At 46.7% G+C, this 18,182-nt stretch carries 14 protein-coding genes and 5 tRNA genes; 14 read left to right on the top strand and 5 right to left on the bottom strand.

The annotated features are described in order from the left end of the window. Positions 1–43: 43 nt before the first annotated feature. From purE to TRQ2_RS09840, 5 genes are all read right to left on the bottom strand, one after another. Complete coding sequence (gene purE, locus TRQ2_RS02515; protein WP_004081520.1) at positions 44–559, bottom strand: 5-(carboxyamino)imidazole ribonucleotide mutase; 516 nt, start codon at positions 557–559, stop codon at positions 44–46. Further along, the gene (gene purK, locus TRQ2_RS02510) at positions 547–1,689 is read right to left on the bottom strand and encodes a 5-(carboxyamino)imidazole ribonucleotide synthase (RefSeq protein WP_012310575.1); all 1,143 of its coding nucleotides are present in this window, start codon (positions 1,687–1,689) and stop codon (positions 547–549) included. Before purK ends, purE begins: the two co-directional genes overlap by 13 nt. Before the next feature lie 13 nt (positions 1,690–1,702). After that, positions 1,703–3,838, bottom strand: coding sequence for an outer membrane protein assembly factor (locus TRQ2_RS02505; RefSeq protein WP_012310574.1), 2,136 nt, complete (start codon positions 3,836–3,838; stop codon positions 1,703–1,705). Further along, entirely contained in the window at positions 3,835–4,497 is a 663-nt protein-coding gene (gene thyX, locus TRQ2_RS02500) for an FAD-dependent thymidylate synthase (protein ID WP_012310573.1), read from the bottom strand. Before thyX ends, TRQ2_RS02505 begins: the two co-directional genes overlap by 4 nt. A 90-nt stretch (positions 4,498–4,587) precedes the next feature. Next, positions 4,588–4,740, bottom strand: coding sequence for a hypothetical protein (locus TRQ2_RS09840; protein WP_004081516.1), 153 nt, complete (start codon positions 4,738–4,740; stop codon positions 4,588–4,590). Between the two features lie 56 nt (positions 4,741–4,796). Here TRQ2_RS09840 and TRQ2_RS02495 point away from each other — a divergent pair. From TRQ2_RS02495 to rpoC, 14 genes are all read left to right on the top strand, one after another. Further along, positions 4,797–4,872 (top strand) — tRNA-Met (locus TRQ2_RS02495). Positions 4,873–4,978: 106 nt separating this feature from the next. After that, positions 4,979–5,051 (top strand) — tRNA-Met (locus TRQ2_RS02490). Positions 5,052–5,074: 23 nt separating this feature from the next. Then, positions 5,075–5,150 (top strand) — tRNA-Thr (locus TRQ2_RS02485). A 9-nt stretch (positions 5,151–5,159) separates the two neighbouring features. Then, positions 5,160–5,246, top strand: a tRNA-Tyr gene (locus TRQ2_RS02480). Between the two features lie 25 nt (positions 5,247–5,271). Beyond that, positions 5,272–5,421 (top strand): 50S ribosomal protein L33, encoded by a 150-nt coding sequence (gene rpmG, locus TRQ2_RS02475; RefSeq protein ID WP_004081515.1) that lies wholly within the window; start codon positions 5,272–5,274, stop codon positions 5,419–5,421. Positions 5,422–5,425: 4 nt separating this feature from the next. Then, positions 5,426–5,501 (top strand) — tRNA-Trp (locus tag TRQ2_RS02470). A gap of 26 nt (positions 5,502–5,527) precedes the next feature. Then, entirely contained in the window at positions 5,528–5,725 is a 198-nt protein-coding gene (gene secE / locus TRQ2_RS02465) for a preprotein translocase subunit SecE (protein ID WP_004081514.1), read from the top strand. Between the two features lie 11 nt (positions 5,726–5,736). Beyond that, a complete protein-coding gene (gene nusG, locus TRQ2_RS02460) occupies positions 5,737–6,798 on the top strand; it encodes a transcription termination/antitermination protein NusG (protein WP_012310572.1) in 1,062 nt (353 codons plus the stop codon). A gap of 47 nt (positions 6,799–6,845) precedes the next feature. Beyond that, a complete protein-coding gene (gene rplK, locus TRQ2_RS02455) occupies positions 6,846–7,271 on the top strand; it encodes a 50S ribosomal protein L11 (RefSeq protein WP_004081512.1) in 426 nt (141 codons plus the stop codon). 23 nt (positions 7,272–7,294) lie between these two features. Beyond that, positions 7,295–7,996: a 50S ribosomal protein L1 gene (gene rplA / locus TRQ2_RS02450; protein WP_012310571.1), complete on the top strand. Its 702-nt coding sequence runs from the start codon at positions 7,295–7,297 to the stop codon at positions 7,994–7,996. 141 nt (positions 7,997–8,137) lie between these two features. Further along, entirely contained in the window at positions 8,138–8,677 is a 540-nt protein-coding gene (gene rplJ, locus TRQ2_RS02445; protein WP_011943106.1) for a 50S ribosomal protein L10, read from the top strand. Between the two features lie 15 nt (positions 8,678–8,692). Beyond that, on the top strand, positions 8,693–9,079 hold the full coding sequence (rplL, locus tag TRQ2_RS02440) for a 50S ribosomal protein L7/L12 (RefSeq protein ID WP_011943105.1): 387 nt from the start codon (positions 8,693–8,695) through the stop codon (positions 9,077–9,079). A 190-nt stretch (positions 9,080–9,269) separates the two neighbouring features. Further along, complete coding sequence (locus TRQ2_RS02435; RefSeq protein ID WP_012310570.1) at positions 9,270–13,061, top strand: DNA-directed RNA polymerase subunit beta; 3,792 nt, start codon at positions 9,270–9,272, stop codon at positions 13,059–13,061. A gap of 16 nt (positions 13,062–13,077) precedes the next feature. After that, entirely contained in the window at positions 13,078–18,150 is a 5,073-nt protein-coding gene (rpoC, locus tag TRQ2_RS02430; protein ID WP_012310569.1) for a DNA-directed RNA polymerase subunit beta', read from the top strand. Positions 18,151–18,182 lie beyond the last annotated feature (32 nt).

The following is an 18,182-nucleotide window of genomic DNA, read 5'->3' as shown; positions in this document are numbered from 1 at the left end:
ACCTCAGGTGGAACGGTCTTTTTCATGTTAATTTTATCACAAGTTACTCTTTCTGGTTCAGATATTCTTTGTAACCAATTTGTTCTAATCTTTGGGCTTTTTCCAGAACTTCCCGTTTCATTCTTTCTTTATACTCTTTTACCTTCCTTGCGATCTCCGGATATTTGATTCCCAGAATAGACGCAGCGAGGATTCCCGCGTTCTTCGCGTTGTTTATGGCAACGGTGGCAACGGGCACACCCCCTGGCATCTGAACTATGGAGAAAAGTGAATCCAGACCGTTCAGTGTGGATGTTTTCACGGGAACACCTATCACAGGAAGGTGGGTGATGCTTGCCACCATTCCCGGGAGGTGAGCTGCTCCTCCCGCTCCCGCAATGATCACTTCTATTCCCCGTTCTTCGGCGTTCTTTGCGTACTCGAACATGCGATCCGGTGTCCTGTGGGCAGAAACGATCGTAATCTCGTAATCTATTCCGAATTCTTCCAAAATTTCAGCTGCCTGCTTCATTACAGGAAGATCGGAGTCACTTCCCATGATGATTCCTACCCTTGGCACATCGCTCCCTCCTCCGAGACGACTTTCAGTATTTTCTTCGCTCTGAGCGCTTTTTCGAGCGCTCTTTCAACGTCTCTGTCCACCACCGTGAAATGTCCCATTTTTCTGTACGGTCTGGTTTCTTTTTTTCCATAGAAATGAAGCGAAAGACCTTCTATGGCCAGAGCTTCTTCCAATCCAATGAGGGCGGGTTTCCCATAATATCCTTCCTTACCGAGGAGATTCACCATCACCGCGGGGATGAGAAGCTCCGTTGATCCGAGAGGCAGGTTCATGATCGCCCTTATGTGCTGTTCGAACTGGCTCGTCACACACGCTTCAATGGTGTAATGGCCGGAATTGTGTGGGCGTGGAGCGATCTCGTTGACGAGTATCTCACCCTGTTTTGTGAGAAACATCTCTATTCCAAAGATACCGACACCTTCTAACGCCTCTACAACACTCGTTGCGATTTCTCTGGCGATCTTCGAATGTTTTTCTTCTATTCTGGCAGGTGCTATCACCGTATCGCAGATGTTCGCATCTTCGTCGAAGTACATCTCCACCACGGGATAACACGCTGTTTCTCCTTTTTCGTTTCTCGCCACCATGACAGCGAGTTCTTTCTCTATCTCAACGAACTCCTCAAGGTAGGTCTCGCCTTTTATAGCGTTTTCGAGATCTTTTTCGTTTTTTATGATGAACACACCTCTGCCGTCGTATCCTCCTTTTCTCGCCTTTTGAACAACAGGGAAACCGAACTCCCTGACGTCGCTTTCCAGATCCTTCACCGGTTTGTATCTGGGAACTGGGATGCCGTTTTTCTTCAAAAATTCTTTTTGAATGAACTTATCCTGTATGATTTCCAGAGTGTACGGAGAGGGATGTATTTTGTAGCCCTCGTCGTAGAGTTTCTTCAATGTCTGAACGTCGATGTGTTCAAGATCGTAGGTGGTAACATCTGAACCTTTTACCAGATCTTCAATTCTTTCTGAGTCGAAAAAACCTGCGACTATCTGCTCATCCGCCACCTGTCCGGCGGGGCTTCTGGGGGTTGGATCGAGCACTATCACGTAAAAACCCATCTTCTTCGCTTCGAGGGTCATCATCTTGCCAAGCTGGCCACCGCCGATGATACCGATCTTTTTCAAATCTCCTCCCTCCTCACCAGCTTCCCATGAAGAAGTAGAACTGCCAGTCTTTCTCGTTGAATCTGTAGGCACCGCCAACTTCCACGCTCCCAAGAAGGGGAACGACGAGATCGAGTTTCACGCCTGCTGAAGAGAGAGTGTTCATATTTCCGTTCTCTTCTATTCCGCCGTAGTCAACGAACAGTCCGGTGACGACGGGTACGTTTTCTTTCTGAAGAATCCAGTTCAGATCGGCTGAGAGTTTGAACATCTTTTCAGTCTCAAAGTAGTTGTAGCCACGCACTGCGTAAGGTCCGGAAACTTCCAAAAGTTCCGTTCCAATTTCGTTGCGGACCATTCCGCCTGTACCTTTGAAGCTCCAGAAGAGACTTTCAAAGATCGGATAGTACGCTTCTCCCGAGAGGATGCCCTTCCAGTACTTTTGATCGTCCAGTCCGAAAAGACCCGCGCGCGTCAGGTCGAGCGAGAGGTAGTACCCTTCGGTTGGAAGGATTGCGGAGTTCTTGGTGTTGTATCTGTATCTCGTGAGGATTGCGAGAGTTCCCTTGCTTCCGTCGACCAATGTTTTTTCGTAGATAGGACCGATACCGAAGGAATGCCCCTTGTACGGAAGAGAAGAGATCAAGCCTTTGAGGCTGATCGTATCGGTGCCGCTGGAGGTGGTGTAATCTGTGTATCCAATCCCCAGTTCAAGGTTCATTGGAACTTCGAATTTGACAGGGAGTTTCACGCTTCCTTCAACGCTTCTTTCGGTGAAACCGAGGTTGAGATTCACTGAGAAGGACTCTCCGTATCCGAAAGTGTTCACTGCGGAGAGCTGAACCATTCCGCTGAAGCCCTGCCACCAATCGCCTTCTTTCGGCATGGTCCATCCAATTCCACCGATGAAATTCCTCGTTTTTTCCGCTTCTTTGAGATCTATTACGACATCCACCTGAGTTGCGCTTGGAGAAAGCTGTGGATATATGTTCACAGAATCGAAGTACCTGCTGTTCTGCAGATAAGAGTAGGTGAGCATGATCTCTTCTTTGTTCAGAGGTTCTCCTTCTTTTATGGTGACCAGGTTCTCCACCACGTAGGGTTTTGTTTTCTTGAGTCCTTCGATTTTAACGGAGCGAACGTATTTCTCGTAGATATCGAACACGAGGCTGTCGTCTTCTATCTTTGCTTCCACCCACGTGTATGGGAAATTGTTCTTCTCGTAAAAATCAACTATTCTGTTCATCGCGAGAAGCACCTGAGCATTCGTGTAGGTCTGATCTGGAGACACCCCGGACGCTTTCAAAAGCTCCTGATCCGTGAAGATCGTGTTACCGTGGAATAGGATCTCTTTGAAAGCTTTCTCTCCTTCAAACAGTCTTCTCTGTACTACATTGACCACCATGATCACGACATTCTTTTCTTCGATATCCTTCACTGTAGTTTTCTTGAAATTAACCGCTGTTTCTTTCGAGAAGAACGGGTAGGAGTTTATAACTGAGATGAGGTTGTTTATATCGGAGTACTTTGGATAGAAATCTTTCTTGCTCATGGTGAAAAACCTCACCAGTGGAGAGGAAGAATAGAAGTCTCTCAGGGTTTTTATCTTCGCTTTCGAAAGGATGGAAACGAAATCAAGGCCATCCACTTCTCCGTTGAAAACGATGTCCCATAGAGCGTATTCTTTCACAACGATTTTATAAGTACCGTCCTCAAAGTTTCCGTTTATCTCCACAAGAAAGTATCCTGCTTCCTGATACTTGTTTCTCATAGCTTCGAACGTTTCTTTCAAAAGGTTCACGTTCAACGGCATGCCTTTCTCGATTTTAACGAGCTCTTCGAGTTCTTTTTTGTCCACCAGACCTGGACCATCTATTTCCAGTTTCCAATCTTTGACAACTGGATTTTCCTCCAGTGAGACAACAAGTCTGTAACCCACATCGGCTGGTTCCAGAGAGGGTGTTAGAGAGGAGAAATATCCAAGGTCGAAGACTTTTTTCAGATACTCCTGAATTTCATCGGATGATACCTCTCCGAAGAGTTTTCCGACTTTTTGAACTATGAATTCGGAATTGAGAGTGTTCAATCCCTTGAAATCGACTTCCGAGATGTAAATTGCCATCGCGGAAACAGCCAGCAGAACCATCAGAAGAACCAGCTCTCTTTTCATACCTGTACCTCCTTCAGGATATCTCCCTTATAAGCATACTTGAGAAATGCCTCGAAAGTCCAGGGACACTTCTCTTTGAAAATCCTCGCGATTGCCAGAGCGTACTGTTGAATTTCCCACTGAGCGTGAGAATCTGCCCTCAGGTTCAAAAAGTTCATGAGACTTCTTGCATTCACAGTCCAGAAAAACCTCGTGTACAGATTCAAAGGGAGCACTATCCTTGCCACTTCTCGAGGAACACCGCTTTCTATCAACTCCAGATACGTTCGATACGCTTTATCGACTATTTCTGAGATCTTCTCCGTCACCTGTTCGGGAGGGATGGTCGTTTTGTACCCTTCCAGGCGTTCGGGAGAGGGAATGTAGAATTCATAGGAGAGTTTTGAATACCTGCCGCTCAATTCGTTGTAGGATGCGATCCTGTGTCTGAACCACTGCCTCGCCACGAATATGGGAGCTTTCACGTGGAAGGTGAAGACAATGTGTTCGAAAGGAGTCTCGTGGCCGTACCTCATGAGGTATTCGATGAGATGTCTATCCCTTTCTTCGTCTTTCAAACCCATATCGAAAGAAACGCGGGCAGCCCGTACAGCGGAGAGGTCGTTTCCCATCACATCCACAAGTTCAACGAATCCTTTGTCCAAGATATCGATCTTCATCGATATCCTCCCTTCTGGAAAGTGCTCGTTGTTGGAGGGTGCCGGTCTTTTATAACAATACTAACATATAAGCTTAGAGGGCTGAAGTTTTCAGCCCTCCTTTTTGGTCATGATCTTGACGATCGTTTTTTCGATCCGTTCTCGGTCTATCTTATTTCCGTCCTTTAAAATCTTCAGAGCGGCTTTTATCACGAGAATTCTCGGATATTTTACGAGCATTTCCTTGATGGGATCTTTCTTCATGCTGATCACACTCCTTGACAACGGGGTTTTGTTAGAATATAATCTGATAGCGGTGTGGGCTCGTAGCTCAGTTGGCAGAGCGCCCGGCTCATAACCGGGTGGTCGGGGGTTCGAATCCTCCCGAGCCCACCAGTTCCTGAAGGAGAGCACGGCTCTCCTTATTATTTTAACACATCGTTCAAAGATGTTCGAGGTTGACAAAGAAAAGCTCTGATAGTAAAATTAATGAACGGTCTTGGGCGGCGTAGCTCAGCGGCGAGAGCGGGTGATTCATAATCACCGTGTCGTGGGTTCGAGTCCCACCGCCGCCATAGGTCATCGGAAAGGAAATAGGGCCAGCGTAGCTCAACCGGTAGAGCGACTGATTTGTAATCAGTAGGTTGTGGGTTCGAGTCCCACCGCTGGCTCCAAAAGTATGTGGTGGGGTGCCCGAGTGGCCAAAGGGGGCGGACTGTAAATCCGCTGGCAGAATGCCTTCGGAGGTTCAAATCCTCCCCCCACCACCAGATTTTTTGAGAAAGGGTGGAAGATATGCGAGTGAAAGTGGCTCTGAAATGTTCTCAGTGCGGTAACAAGAACTACTACACCACAAGGAACAAGGACAAAAGAGCAAAGCTCGAACTGAGAAAGTACTGTCCAAAGTGCAACGCCCACACGATTCATACCGAAACGAAAGCGTAATCGCAGGGCCGTAGCTCAACTGGTAGAGCGCCGGTCTCCAAAACCGGTGGTTGCGGGTTCGAGTCCTGCCGGCCCTGCCATTTTTTGATCTGAGGGGGCATCGAGAATGGAGAAACTCCGAAAGTTCTTCAGGGAAGTCATCGCCGAAGCAAAGAAAATTTCCTGGCCCTCCCGAAAGGAGTTGCTCACTTCTTTTGGTGTTGTTCTCGTGATACTCGCTGTTACAAGTGTTTATTTTTTTGTGCTTGATTTCATCTTCTCAGGAGTTGTAAGTGCGATTTTCAAAGCGCTGGGAATAGGATAAGGTGATAGGTGATGAAGAAAAAGTGGTACATAGTCCTTACTATGTCCGGTTACGAGGAAAAGGTTAAAGAAAATATCGAAAAGAAAGTCGAAGCCACCGGGATAAAAAATCTGGTGGGCCGTATTGTTATTCCTGAAGAGGTAGTTTTGGACGCCACCAGCCCTTCCGAGAGGCTCATACTTTCTCCGAAGGCCAAATTACATGTGAACAATGGAAAAGATGTTAACAAAGGGGATTTGATAGCTGAAGAACCTCCTATTTATGCTCGAAGAAGCGGTGTGATCGTTGACGTGAAGAACGTCAGAAAGATTGTTGTGGAAACCATCGATAGGAAGTATACGAAGACGTATTACATTCCCGAGTCTGCGGGAATCGAGCCGGGTTTGAGGGTTGGAACGAAAGTGAAGCAGGGACTGCCGCTTTCGAAAAACGAAGAGTACATCTGTGAACTGGATGGAAAGATCGTTGAGATAGAACGAATGAAAAAAGTGGTCGTTCAGACACCCGATGGTGAGCAGGACGTTTATTACATTCCTTTGGATGTTTTCGACAGGGATAGGATAAAAAAAGGAAAAGAAGTGAAACAGGGGGAAATGCTTGCGGAAGCCAGGAAGTTCTTCGCCAAGGTTTCGGGAAGAGTCGAAGTGGTGGATTATTCAACAAGAAAAGAGATCAGAATCTACAAGACGAAAAGAAGAAAACTCTTCCCGGGTTATGTGTTCGTGGAAATGATCATGAACGATGAGGCCTACAATTTCGTTCGTTCCGTGCCATACGTTATGGGGTTTGTTAGTTCAGGTGGACAACCTATTCCCGTAAAAGACAGAGAAATGAGACCTATTTTGAGACTCGCGGGCCTCGAAGAGTATGAAGAGAAGAAGAAACCTGTGAAGGTCGAACTCGGTTTCAAGGTTGGAGACATGGTGAAGATAATAAGCGGTCCCTTCGAAGATTTTGCGGGTGTTATAAAGGAAATCGATCCAGAGAGACAGGAATTGAAAGTAAACGTAACTATATTCGGACGTGAAACTCCTGTTGTTCTTCATGTTTCTGAAGTGGAGAAAATCGAGTGAGAAAACGTGGGAGGAGGAATCCGCACCACGCATAGGGAGGTTCGAACATGGCGAAGAAAGTAGCGGCTCAGATTAAATTACAACTGCCTGCCGGAAAAGCCACGCCGGCTCCACCCGTTGGACCCGCCTTGGGTCAGCACGGTGTTAACATCATGGAGTTTTGTAAAAGGTTCAATGCCGAAACAGCGGATAAAGCAGGCATGATACTTCCTGTTGTTATCACAGTGTACGAAGACAAGTCGTTCACTTTCATCATCAAAACACCACCTGCTTCCTTCCTTCTCAAGAAAGCAGCGGGTATAGAGAAGGGTTCTTCCGAGCCAAAAAGAAAGATAGTTGGAAAAGTTACCAGAAAACAGATTGAAGAAATAGCGAAAACAAAGATGCCAGATTTGAACGCAAACAGCTTGGAAGCAGCCATGAAGATCATTGAAGGAACCGCTAAGAGTATGGGAATAGAAGTAGTGGACTGATGTAACGGAAAGGAGGAGGCGCAATGCCGAAGCACTCCAAGAGGTATCTTGAAGCAAGGAAACTGGTGGACAGAACAAAGTACTACGATCTTGACGAAGCCATAGAACTCGTTAAAAAAACTGCCACGGCGAAATTCGATGAAACGATAGAACTCCACATTCAAACTGGAATAGACTACAGGAAACCTGAACAGCACATCAGAGGAACGATCGTGCTTCCACACGGGACAGGTAAGGAAGTCAAGGTTCTGGTGTTTGCCAAAGGTGAAAAGGCAAAAGAGGCTTTGGAAGCGGGCGCGGATTACGTAGGAGCTGAGGATCTTGTAGAAAAAATAGAAAAAGAAGGTTTTCTCGATTTCGATGTTGCAATAGCCACACCTGATATGATGAGAATAATCGGAAGGCTCGGAAAGATTCTGGGACCAAGAGGTTTGATGCCATCGCCCAAATCAGGAACGGTAACTCAGGAAGTAGCAGAAGCGGTTAAAGAGTTTAAAAAAGGAAGAATCGAGGTCAGAACGGACAAAACTGGGAACATCCACATACCCGTTGGTAAGAGGAGCTTTGATAACGAGAAACTGAAGGAAAACATAATCGCGGCAATAAAACAGATCATGCAGATGAAACCCGCAGGTGTGAAAGGACAGTTCATTAAAAAAGCGGTTTTGTCTTCTACAATGGGACCCGGTATAAAGTTGAATCTTCAGAGCCTGTTGAAAGAGTAAAGCAATCGAAAACTCAATAAGACGCCGTAGATGGCAGGGCCCTTGGGGTTAAAGATCCTGCCGGAGGCGTCCCAGAAAGGTTCTATGACCTTTTTGTGGACCCTCCGGGGTCCACAAAATTTTTTTTGGGAGGTGAATCCTTTGCTGACCAGGCAACAAAAAGAACTCATAGTTGAAGAAATGAGTGAAATATTCAAAAAAACATCGCTGATACTCTTTGCCGATTTCCTGGGTTTCACGGTGGCTGATCTCACCGAACTTCGCTCCAAATTGAGAGAAAAGTACGGAGATGGAGCAAGGTTCAGGGTTGTGAAAAATACTCTCTTGAATCTTGCGCTCAAGAACGCTGAATACGAAGGCTACGAAGAATTTCTCAAAGGACCTACAGCTGTACTCTACGTCACGGAAGGAGATCCTGTGGAGGCTGTCAAGATAGTTTACAACTTTTACAAAGATAAAAAGGCTGATCTTTCGAGGCTCAAGGGTGGTTTCCTCGAAGGAAAGAAATTCACGGCAGAAGAAGTGGAAAACATCGCAAAACTCCCATCCAAAGAAGAGCTCTACGCTATGCTCGTTGGTCGTGTGAAAGCTCCTATTACCGGTCTTGTGTTTGTTCTGAGTGGTATTTTGAGGAATCTCGTGTATGTGCTCAATGCCATTAAAGAGAAAAAATCCGAATGATGGAGGTGTTTGAAGATGACGATTGATGAAATCATCGAAGCGATTGAGAAACTCACGGTTTCAGAGCTTGCAGAACTCGTGAAGAAGCTCGAAGACAAATTTGGAGTGACTGCTGCAGCACCTGTGGCCGTTGCTGCCGCTCCAGTTGCCGGAGCCGCTGCCGGTGCCGCTCAGGAAGAGAAAACAGAATTTGACGTTGTTTTGAAGAGCTTCGGTCAGAACAAGATTCAGGTCATCAAGGTTGTCAGAGAGATCACCGGACTCGGTCTCAAGGAAGCCAAAGATCTCGTTGAAAAAGCCGGTTCACCCGACGCAATCATTAAGAGCGGTGTTCCCAAACAGGAAGCAGAAGATATCAAGAAAAAGCTTGAAGAAGCCGGTGCTGAGGTAGAACTGAAGTAAATTTTCGTTTGTGAAAAAAGAATGTTTCAACCCTGTACCGCCTCTTGCCGGTACAGGGTTTTTGTGTTTTAATAAATAGAGTGTGGTACAAAAGCTCTTCCTCACCCTATTGTTTCCTTTCCGTTCAATCTAAGCAAAACCCGGGAGAGAAATCCTGGGAGTTTCTTATTCCACATTGAGAGGTGAGAAAATGAAAGAGATCTCTTGCGGTAGGAGGACAAGGGTTTCTTTCGGCAAGAGCCGAGAGCCCCTACCAATTCCAGACCTTGTGGAGATTCAGAAGATTTCCTACCGAAGATTCCTCGAAGAAGGTTTGCTCGAAGTCCTCAAAAAATTTTCCCCCATTTATTCGCAGGCGACTCGCTCAGATTTGAAAAAATCGGACAGAGGATTTGCCCTTGAATTTGTTTCAACCAGGATAGGAGAACCTGTTGTTGATCCCCTTGAATGTAAAGCAAAGGGTTTAACTTACAGTGTTCCAATATACGCAACGGCTCGCCTTACCGACATGAAAAGCGGTGAAATGAAGGAAGAAGAAGTGTTCCTTGGCTACATTCCCTACATGACAGATCGTGGAACGTTCATAATAAATGGAGCAGAAAGAGTTGTGGTCAATCAGATAGTAGTTTCTCCAGGGCTTTACTTCTCGTCTGAGTACATCGACAGAGAAGAGTACGGCGGATACTTTCTTCCATCTCGAGGCGCATGGCTTGAAGTTATCCTCGATCCCTACGATGGAGTTCTTTACGCGGGTCTTGACGGAAAGAAGGTCAATCTTTTCCTCTTTCTGAAAACGATCGGTTATGAAAAGGATGAGGATATCCTCTCTCTTTATCCCACCTATCTGGATGCCGACGATGAAGACAGTCTCCTGCTCCATGTGGGTTCCATTCTGCTTGAAGACATCTACGATGGTGACAGGAAGATCGCCGAAAAATGGGATATCCTGACCAAAGATCTCGCGGAAAGGATTTTGATGATAGATGACATAAATCAGATAAAAATAGTTCATCCAATAGCTCAAAATACATTTGAAAAGATGCTGGAATTGGTGTCTTCCTCGGGCGAAGAGGGAGAGGAAGAAGAGGAAAAGACAAAGATTTACGGTTTAAACGAAGTTACCGTTGTGGACGCTTATCTGGAGATATTTAGAAGATTGCGACCCGAAGAACTTCCAAGAATAAACGCGGCAAAAAGGTATCTGCACGACCTCTTCTTCAATCCAGAAAGGTACGATCTTTCCGAGGTGGGAAGATACAAAGTCAACGAAAGACTCAGAAACGCTTACATCAGGTACCTCATAGAGGTTGAAGGGGAAGATCCCGAAGAGGCGAGGAAGAAGGTTTACAACGAAACTTCTCTCGTTCTGAAACCACTTGATATAGTCCTCGCTTCCAGAATTCTCTTCGACTACTTTGAGAGAAGATACGTCAACGATTTTGAAATAGATTCCTACGAGTTGAAGAATCTGATCAGAATCTTCAAGGAAGAATACTTGGAAAAGAGAAAAACGGCTCCCTACGATCTCAGAAAACTTGTATCTGTGTTCCGGAGAAACTACGGAGTAACATCTGATCTCGGTGTGTTTGCTGCTATCAGGTATGTTTCCAACATAAACAAAGAGCTTCCTTCGATACCTTTCGATACGAAGGATCACCTCGGGAACAAACGTGTTAGAACCGTTGGAGAACTCGTTCAGAGAGAGTTCGAGAGATTGTTCGCAAGGGCGCAGAAGGCCATTCAGGAAAGACTCACACTCATAAACTCTCTGAGTAAGGTTTCCATTCAGAGCCTTATAAACATAAAATCCATCATATCAACGGTCAACCAGTTCTTCGCGATGAACCAGCTTTCTCAGTTCATGGATCAGGTGAATCCTCTGTCAGAACTCACTCACAAAAGAAGGGTTTCTGCTGTTGGACCCGGTGGATTGAGAAGAGAATCCAAAGTCTTCGAAGCAAGAAACGTGCACTACTCTCAGTACGGAAGGCTGTGTCCCATTGAAACACCCGAAGGCGCGAACATAGGATTCATAACATCTCTGGCTATATACGCTAAAATCGATGAATACGGATTTCTCATGACTCCTTATAGAAAGGTAGTCAATGGAAAAGTAACGGATGAAGTGGTCTATCTGAGGGCCAACGAGGAAGAAGAGTACAAAATCATACCTGCCACCACACCTGTAGACGAAGAGGGTAACATAATACCAGAGAGAGTAGTGGCTCGAATGGGTGAAGATATCAGGCTTGTTCCCAAAGAAGAAGTAGATTTCATGGATGTATCGACGAAGCAACCCTTCAGTGTCTCGGCTTCACTCATTCCGTTCCTCGAACACGACGACGCTAGCCGAGCCCTCATGGGTTCGAACATGCAGAGGCAGGCCGTCCCACTTCTGAAAACAGAAGCACCCCTCGTTGGAACTGGAATGGAATGGGAAGCAGCGAAAAATTCTGGTTATGTTGTTCTCGCAGAACACGATGGAATAGTGAAAGAGGTCGACGCCGCCAGAGTTGTTGTTCACAGAACGGACGAGAATGGAAATCTCATGTACGACGATAAAGGCAACCCAGTGGTTGATGAATACAGACTTCTAAAGTTTGTGAGATCCAACCAGGATACGATGATAAATCAAAAACCCATTGTCAACGAAGGCGATTTTGTGAAGAAGGGTGATCCCATAGCCGACGGTCCGGCAACCGACATGGGAGAACTGGCACTTGGAAGGAACATCCTCGTTGCCTTCATGCCATGGGAAGGTTACAACTACGAGGACGCCATCCTTGTGAGTCAGGAGCTTCTCGAAGAAGACGTCTTCACATCGATCCACATAGAAGTTTATGAAACCCAGGCAAGGGAAACGAGGCTCGGTCCTGAAGAAATCACCGCTGATATACCGAACGTGAGCAAAGAACTTCTGAAAAATCTCGATGAGAACGGAATCATCAGAGTTGGAGCGTACGTTGTGAGTGACTATGGAGTGGGTTCTCAGGCGATACTGGTTGGAAAGGTGACGCCGAAAGGTGAAGGAGACACAACACCCGAAGAAAAGATCATCAGATCCGTTTTTGGTGAACGCGGAAGAGACGTGAAGGATACATCCCTCAGGTTGCCTCATGGGGTTGAGGGAAGAGTTATAAGGGTTGATGTTTACGATCAAAACGATATAGCAGAACTGGGAGCAGGAGTTTTGAAGCTGGTCAGGGTGTACGTTGCTTCGAGAAAGACGCTCGACATCGGAGACAAGCTCGCAGGACGTCACGGAAACAAAGGAGTCGTTTCAAACATACTTCCAAAAGAAGACATGCCGTTCCTACCTGATGGAACACCGGTTCAGATGGTGCTGAACCCGCTGGGAATACCTTCACGTATGAACGTCGGTCAGATTCTGGAAACGCACCTTGGATGGCTCGCCAAACTGACCGGAAAATGGTTCGCAACTCCTGTGTTCGAAGGGGCAAAGGAAGACGAGATTCTCAGACCGCTTTACGAAGAAAGGAAGAAGAGGGGCCTTCACCTTGGAGACGACGAAAACAATCCGAATGGAAAAGTGGTTCTCAGAGATGGAAGAACGGGAGAACCCTTCGACAATCCTGTGGTGGTTGGTTACATGTACATGCTGAAACTCATCCATATAGCCAAAGAAAAGATTCACGCAAGGTCCACAGGGCCGTACTCTCTCATTCACCAGCAGCCTCTCGGTGGAAAGTCTCACTTCGGTGGACAGAGGCTTGGAGAAATGGAGGTCTGGGCTCTGGAGGCCTATGGAGCTGCTCATACTCTTGCGGAGATGCTCACCATAAAATCCGACGACATAAAAGGAAGAAACGAAGCCTACAAAGCCATACTGAAAAACATGAATATACCTGAACCTGGTGTTCCCGAAAGCTTTAGGGTTCTCATCAAAGAACTCAGAGGTCTCGCGCTCGATGTGAGACTCTACGATGAGAACGGTAACGAAATAGATATCGACAAGTACTGATTGGGAGGTTGGTAGAATGCCAATGTCCTCTTTCAAGAGGAAGATAAAGGCAATTCAGATAAAGATAGCCTCTCCAGAAGTGATAAGAAGCTGGTCTGGAGGAGAGGTCAAGAAACCAGAAACGATCAACTACAGGACATTCAAGCCCGAGAGAGACGGCCTTTTCTGTGAGAGGATTTTTGGTCCTGTGAAGGACTACGAATGTGCCTGTGGTAAGTACAAGGGGAAGAAATACGAAGGTACCGTCTGTGAAAGGTGTGGAGTCAGAGTCGAATCCAGAGAAGCCAGGAGAAAAAGGATGGGGCACATAGAACTGGCAGCACCCGCTGTGCACATCTGGTATCTCGAGAGCATACCGAGTGTTCTCGGAACACTCTTGAACATGAGCACTTCAGACCTGGAAAACATCATCTACTACGGCAGTCGCCGTGTCATAGAAAGGGTTTTCATTGTAACTGATCCCAAAGATACTCCGTTCTCCCAGGGGGATGTGATCTACGAGACCGAGTACAGGATATACAGAAAAAAGTGGGATTTCGATGTTGAACAGGCGTTCGTGGTGAAGAATCCAAAATCTCCTGTTCTTTCCGATATCGATGGAGAAGTGACTTTGAAGACAGAAAAGTCCATCACAGGAAGGGAAATCACCTGGATCATTGTGAAGAACATTACCAGAGCCACACACACGGTGCTCCCTGGAATGATTCTCGTTGTGAAAGATGGCCAAGAAGTGGAAAAAGGACAGGATCTGACAAAAGAAATGACAATCGACCCTGTTTACGCTCCGTTTGACGGTCACGTGGAAATAGATGAACTTTCGAATACTATTACGTTGAAACCTCTCACAACCAGTAAGGATCAGCCGGTTGTTTTCACGGTTCCTTATGGAGCGAAGATTCTTGTTTCGAACGGCCAGAAAGTGAAAAAAGGTGATCAGATCACGACTTCTACCAGCCTCCCATCCGTCAAATCGAGCATATCTGGTACAGTGAGATTTGGTTCCAACCTCAACATAAGAGCGCTTGAAGACGGAAACTTCGAAGTGCTCTCCACCGGTGAAGTCTATGTAGAACAGGTTATAGAGGAGAGAAAATATCCTGTCTTTGAAGGAGCGCTTGTCTACGTTAACAACGGCGACCAGGTGAAGAAAGGGGATCACTTAGCTGACAGATTCCTCTTCGAGGAAGAGTATCTCTCTGCCACCGAGTACAAAATCTTCGAGTCCCACTATCCAACCATGTTCGATGTTGAAGAGAGAACGGAAAACGACAGACCGATCGTGGTCATAACGGATATAGATCCCGAGGTTTCCAAAGAGACAGGCTTGAAAGTTGGCGATATAGTCACAGAAAACGAGTACGAAGCGTATCTTCAGATATATCCAGAAAAGATAGTGGCTGATGCCGGAGCGCAGGCGATAAAGAAACTGCTTCAGAATCTGGATCTGGAAGCGCTTCAGGCGGAAATCGAAGCGGAACTCAAAAAGTTACCTTCTTCCAGCTCGAAGGCGATAAAGCTCAGAAGAAGGTTGAAGATGGTGAAGGATTTCCTTAAATCTGGCAACAAACCCGAATGGATGGTTCTTGAGGTCGTTCCCGTGATTCCACCCGATCTCAGGCCGATGATACAGATTGAGGGAGGAAGGTTCGCCACAACAGATCTCAACGAACTTTACAGAAGACTCATAAACAGAAACAACAGACTCAAAAAACTCCTGGAACTCGGGGCACCTGAGATCATTCTGAGAAACGAGAAAAGAATGCTTCAGGAAGCGGTTGATGCTCTCATTCACAACGGCTCTGATTCGGAGGGAAAGAGAAGCAGAAGAGCCGTTTTGAAAGACAGAAACGGCAGGCCTCTGAAATCGCTCACCGATCTACTGAAAGGAAAGAAGGGAAGGTTCAGAAGGAACCTGCTTGGAAAGCGTGTGGATTACTCTGGAAGAGCGGTTATTGTCGTGGGCCCAAATCTGAAGATACACCAGTGCGGTATTCCAAAGAAAATGGCAATGGAGCTCTTCAAACCGTTTGTTCTGGCGAAACTCCTTGGAGAGGGTTCTTCCAGCAAAACCATGAGAAAGGTCAAGAAAGCGATCATAGAAAAAGAGATGCCGGAAGCCTGGGAAGTGCTTGAAGAAGTGATAAAGGGAAGCGTCGTTCTTCTGAACAGAGCTCCCACACTCCACAGGATGTCAATTCAGGCGTTTGAACCAAAACTCGTTGAAGGAAACGCCATACAGCTCCATCCTGTCGTGTGTCCACCATTCAACGCGGATTTTGACGGTGACCAGATGGCGGTTCATGTACCGCTTTCGGCCGCGGCGCAGGCAGAGGCAAGATTTCTCATGCTTTCGAGATACAACATCATCTCCCCAGCACACGGGAAGCCGATTTCGCTGCCGACGCAGGATATCATCATAGGTTCTTACTACCTCACAACAGTTGGTAAAGAATTCGACTCACTGAAAGAAGAAGATGTGAAATGGAAGTTCTCTTCGCCCGAAGAGGCGATGCTGGCTTACCACCTTGGATTCATAAAACTTCACACTCCGATTCTGATAAAGGTCGTTATCAACGGCGAAGAAAAACGAATAAAGACGACTCTGGGAAGAGTGATCTTCAACGGCATTCTCCCGGAAGATTTGAGGGATTACAATAGAATTTTCGACAAAAAACAGATAAACGCTCTCGTCTATGAAACGTTCAAGAGACACGGTATAGACAGAGCTGCGGATCTCCTGGATGACATAAAAGACATCGGTTTCCACTACGCAACCGTTTCCGGTCTGACTCTCTCGTTGAAAGATCTGAAGATACCACCAGAGAGAGATGAGATTCTCAGGAAGACCTGGGAGAAGGTCAGAATAATCGAAGAGAATTACGAAAAGGGCTTCCTGACGGAGGAACAGAGAAAGAGTGAAATCATACGACTCTGGATGAGTGTGACGGAGGAGATCACAAAACTCACATCCAAAACACTCGCAGAGGATCCGTTCAACCCCATATACATGATGGTGAACTCTGGTGCTAGAGGTAACATAGATCAGGTGAAACAGCTCGCCGGTATCAGAGGTTTGATGATCAAGGCGTACGACCCGCGATCCAGGGAAATAAAGTCCAAGATCTTCAAAGGTCAGGCAATACACGAAGCACTCACCTTCGATTATCCAGTCGATAAGAACCTCAGAGAAGGTGTTGACATCCTGCAGTTCTTCATATCCACCTACGGTGCTAGAAAGGGACAGGTTGACACGGCAATGAACACATCCTTTGCGGGATATCTGACGAGGCGTCTTGTGGATGTAGCCCAGAGCGTCACAGTATCGGAACCCGACTGTGGAACACATGAGGGAATCAGAGCCATGGATCTGATAAAAGAAGGAACAGTCGTGGAAAAGATGAACGAGTTCCTCTTCGGTAGAGTGCTCGCAAGGGACGTGCTTGATCCAGAAACAAAAGAAGTTTTAAAGAATCCAGAAACGGGCAAGGAATACACGAGAAACACCATGCTCACAGACGACGATGCGAACTTCCTGGCTTCTTACAAGAAAATGGTTGACGTTGTGAGGTACGAAGAGATAGACATAACAGAACTCTCACTCCCCAACATGTACGCCGAGATAGCAGAACCCGTTGGAGAGTACGAAGAAGGAACGGAACTCACCTGGGATGTGGTAAAAGCTGCTAAGAACGAAGGGAAATACCGCATAAAGGTGAAGGTCTATCCTGTCGTTGGAACCGTTTACGCGGAAGAGGAACCTTTGTACGATAAAAAAGGTGAAAGACAGCTTCTCGTGTACCAGGAAGTGATAAACGAGATCGTGGCGAAGATGCTCGAAGAGAATGGAATAGAAAAAGTTCCCGTGAGACCCGATATCATTGTGAGATCACCTCTCACCTGTGAGTCTGAGTACGGCGTCTGCGCTGCCTGCTACGGTATGGATCTTTCCAACCACAAGATAGTGAACGTCGGTGAGGCTGTGGGAATCGTGGCCGCTCAGTCCATAGGAGAGCCCGGCACACAGCTCACAATGAGAACATTCCACGTTGGAGGAGTCATGGGTGCGAGCGACATCGTCAGCGGTCTCACAACTGTGGAGAAGACGTTCGAACCGTACGCGTTCTTGAGAGAAGAAAAGAGCGGTGGAAAGAAAGAAATCAGAAAATACTATGGATCCGAAGCCATTCTGTGTGAGGTCGATGGTTTCGTTAAAGACATAGCAACCGATGAAAGTGGTAGAACGGTGATTTACATCGAGGATTACGCCGGTAACATCCACGCTTACAAAGTACCGAAGAGAGCGAAAGTAAGGGTAGAAAAAGGCCAGAAAGTCCTGAGAGGAGAAACCCTCACCAGCGGCGCCATTGTGTGGTGGAAACTCCTGGAGCTCGAATCAGAAAAAGGTGTAATGACGGCGATGAATCTTTTGAAGATCATAAAGAACGCCTACGTCCAGCAGGGTGTGAGTATACACGACAAGCACTTCGAGATCATATTCAAACAGATGCTAAGCATGGCAACGATCGTCGATCCTGGAGACAGCGATTATCTACCGGACCAGCTTGTACCACTTGTGGATATAAAGAGATTCAACAGGGAAATCCTCGAAGGAAATGCGAAAGTGGAAGAGAACAGGAAGTGGGTCATAGGAAAGACGCTCGCAAAGAGGATCATCGCGGAAACAGAAGAGGGAGAACTCGTGGAACTCGCGCAAAAAGGCGATGAAGTGACCGAGGAACTTTTGAAGAAGATCATAGAAGCGGGAATAAAAGAGATCGACGTCTTCGAAAAAGATAAAGTTGTGACGTACCAGATTCTCCCGAAGGAACCTATCAAGTACAAGAGAAGACTCCTGTCGCTCAAGAAAGCGGCTCTTAACTACCCCGGCTGGCTCAGCGCGGCTGCGTTCGAAGAAACTGCGTGGGTGTTGACCGCAGCGGCGATCGAAGGAAAGGTCGATCCGCTCATTGGATTGAAGGAAAACGTGATCGTTGGTCAGCTGATACCCGCAGGAACCGGTCTCGATGTCTTCGCGGGAATCCAGGTGGAAGAAACCCCAAGGGCCGCGGTGGAAGAAGAACTCGCGTGAGAAACAAAGAGAAAAGAAGAAGGGGCTCCGAA

The sequence above is a fragment of the Thermotoga sp. RQ2 genome, assembly GCF_000019625.1.
In the GTDB taxonomy this organism is placed as follows: domain Bacteria; phylum Thermotogota; class Thermotogae; order Thermotogales; family Thermotogaceae; genus Thermotoga; species Thermotoga maritima.
Note: the sequence above shows the minus strand (reverse complement) of the source record. Positions and strands in the feature narration are given on the sequence as shown.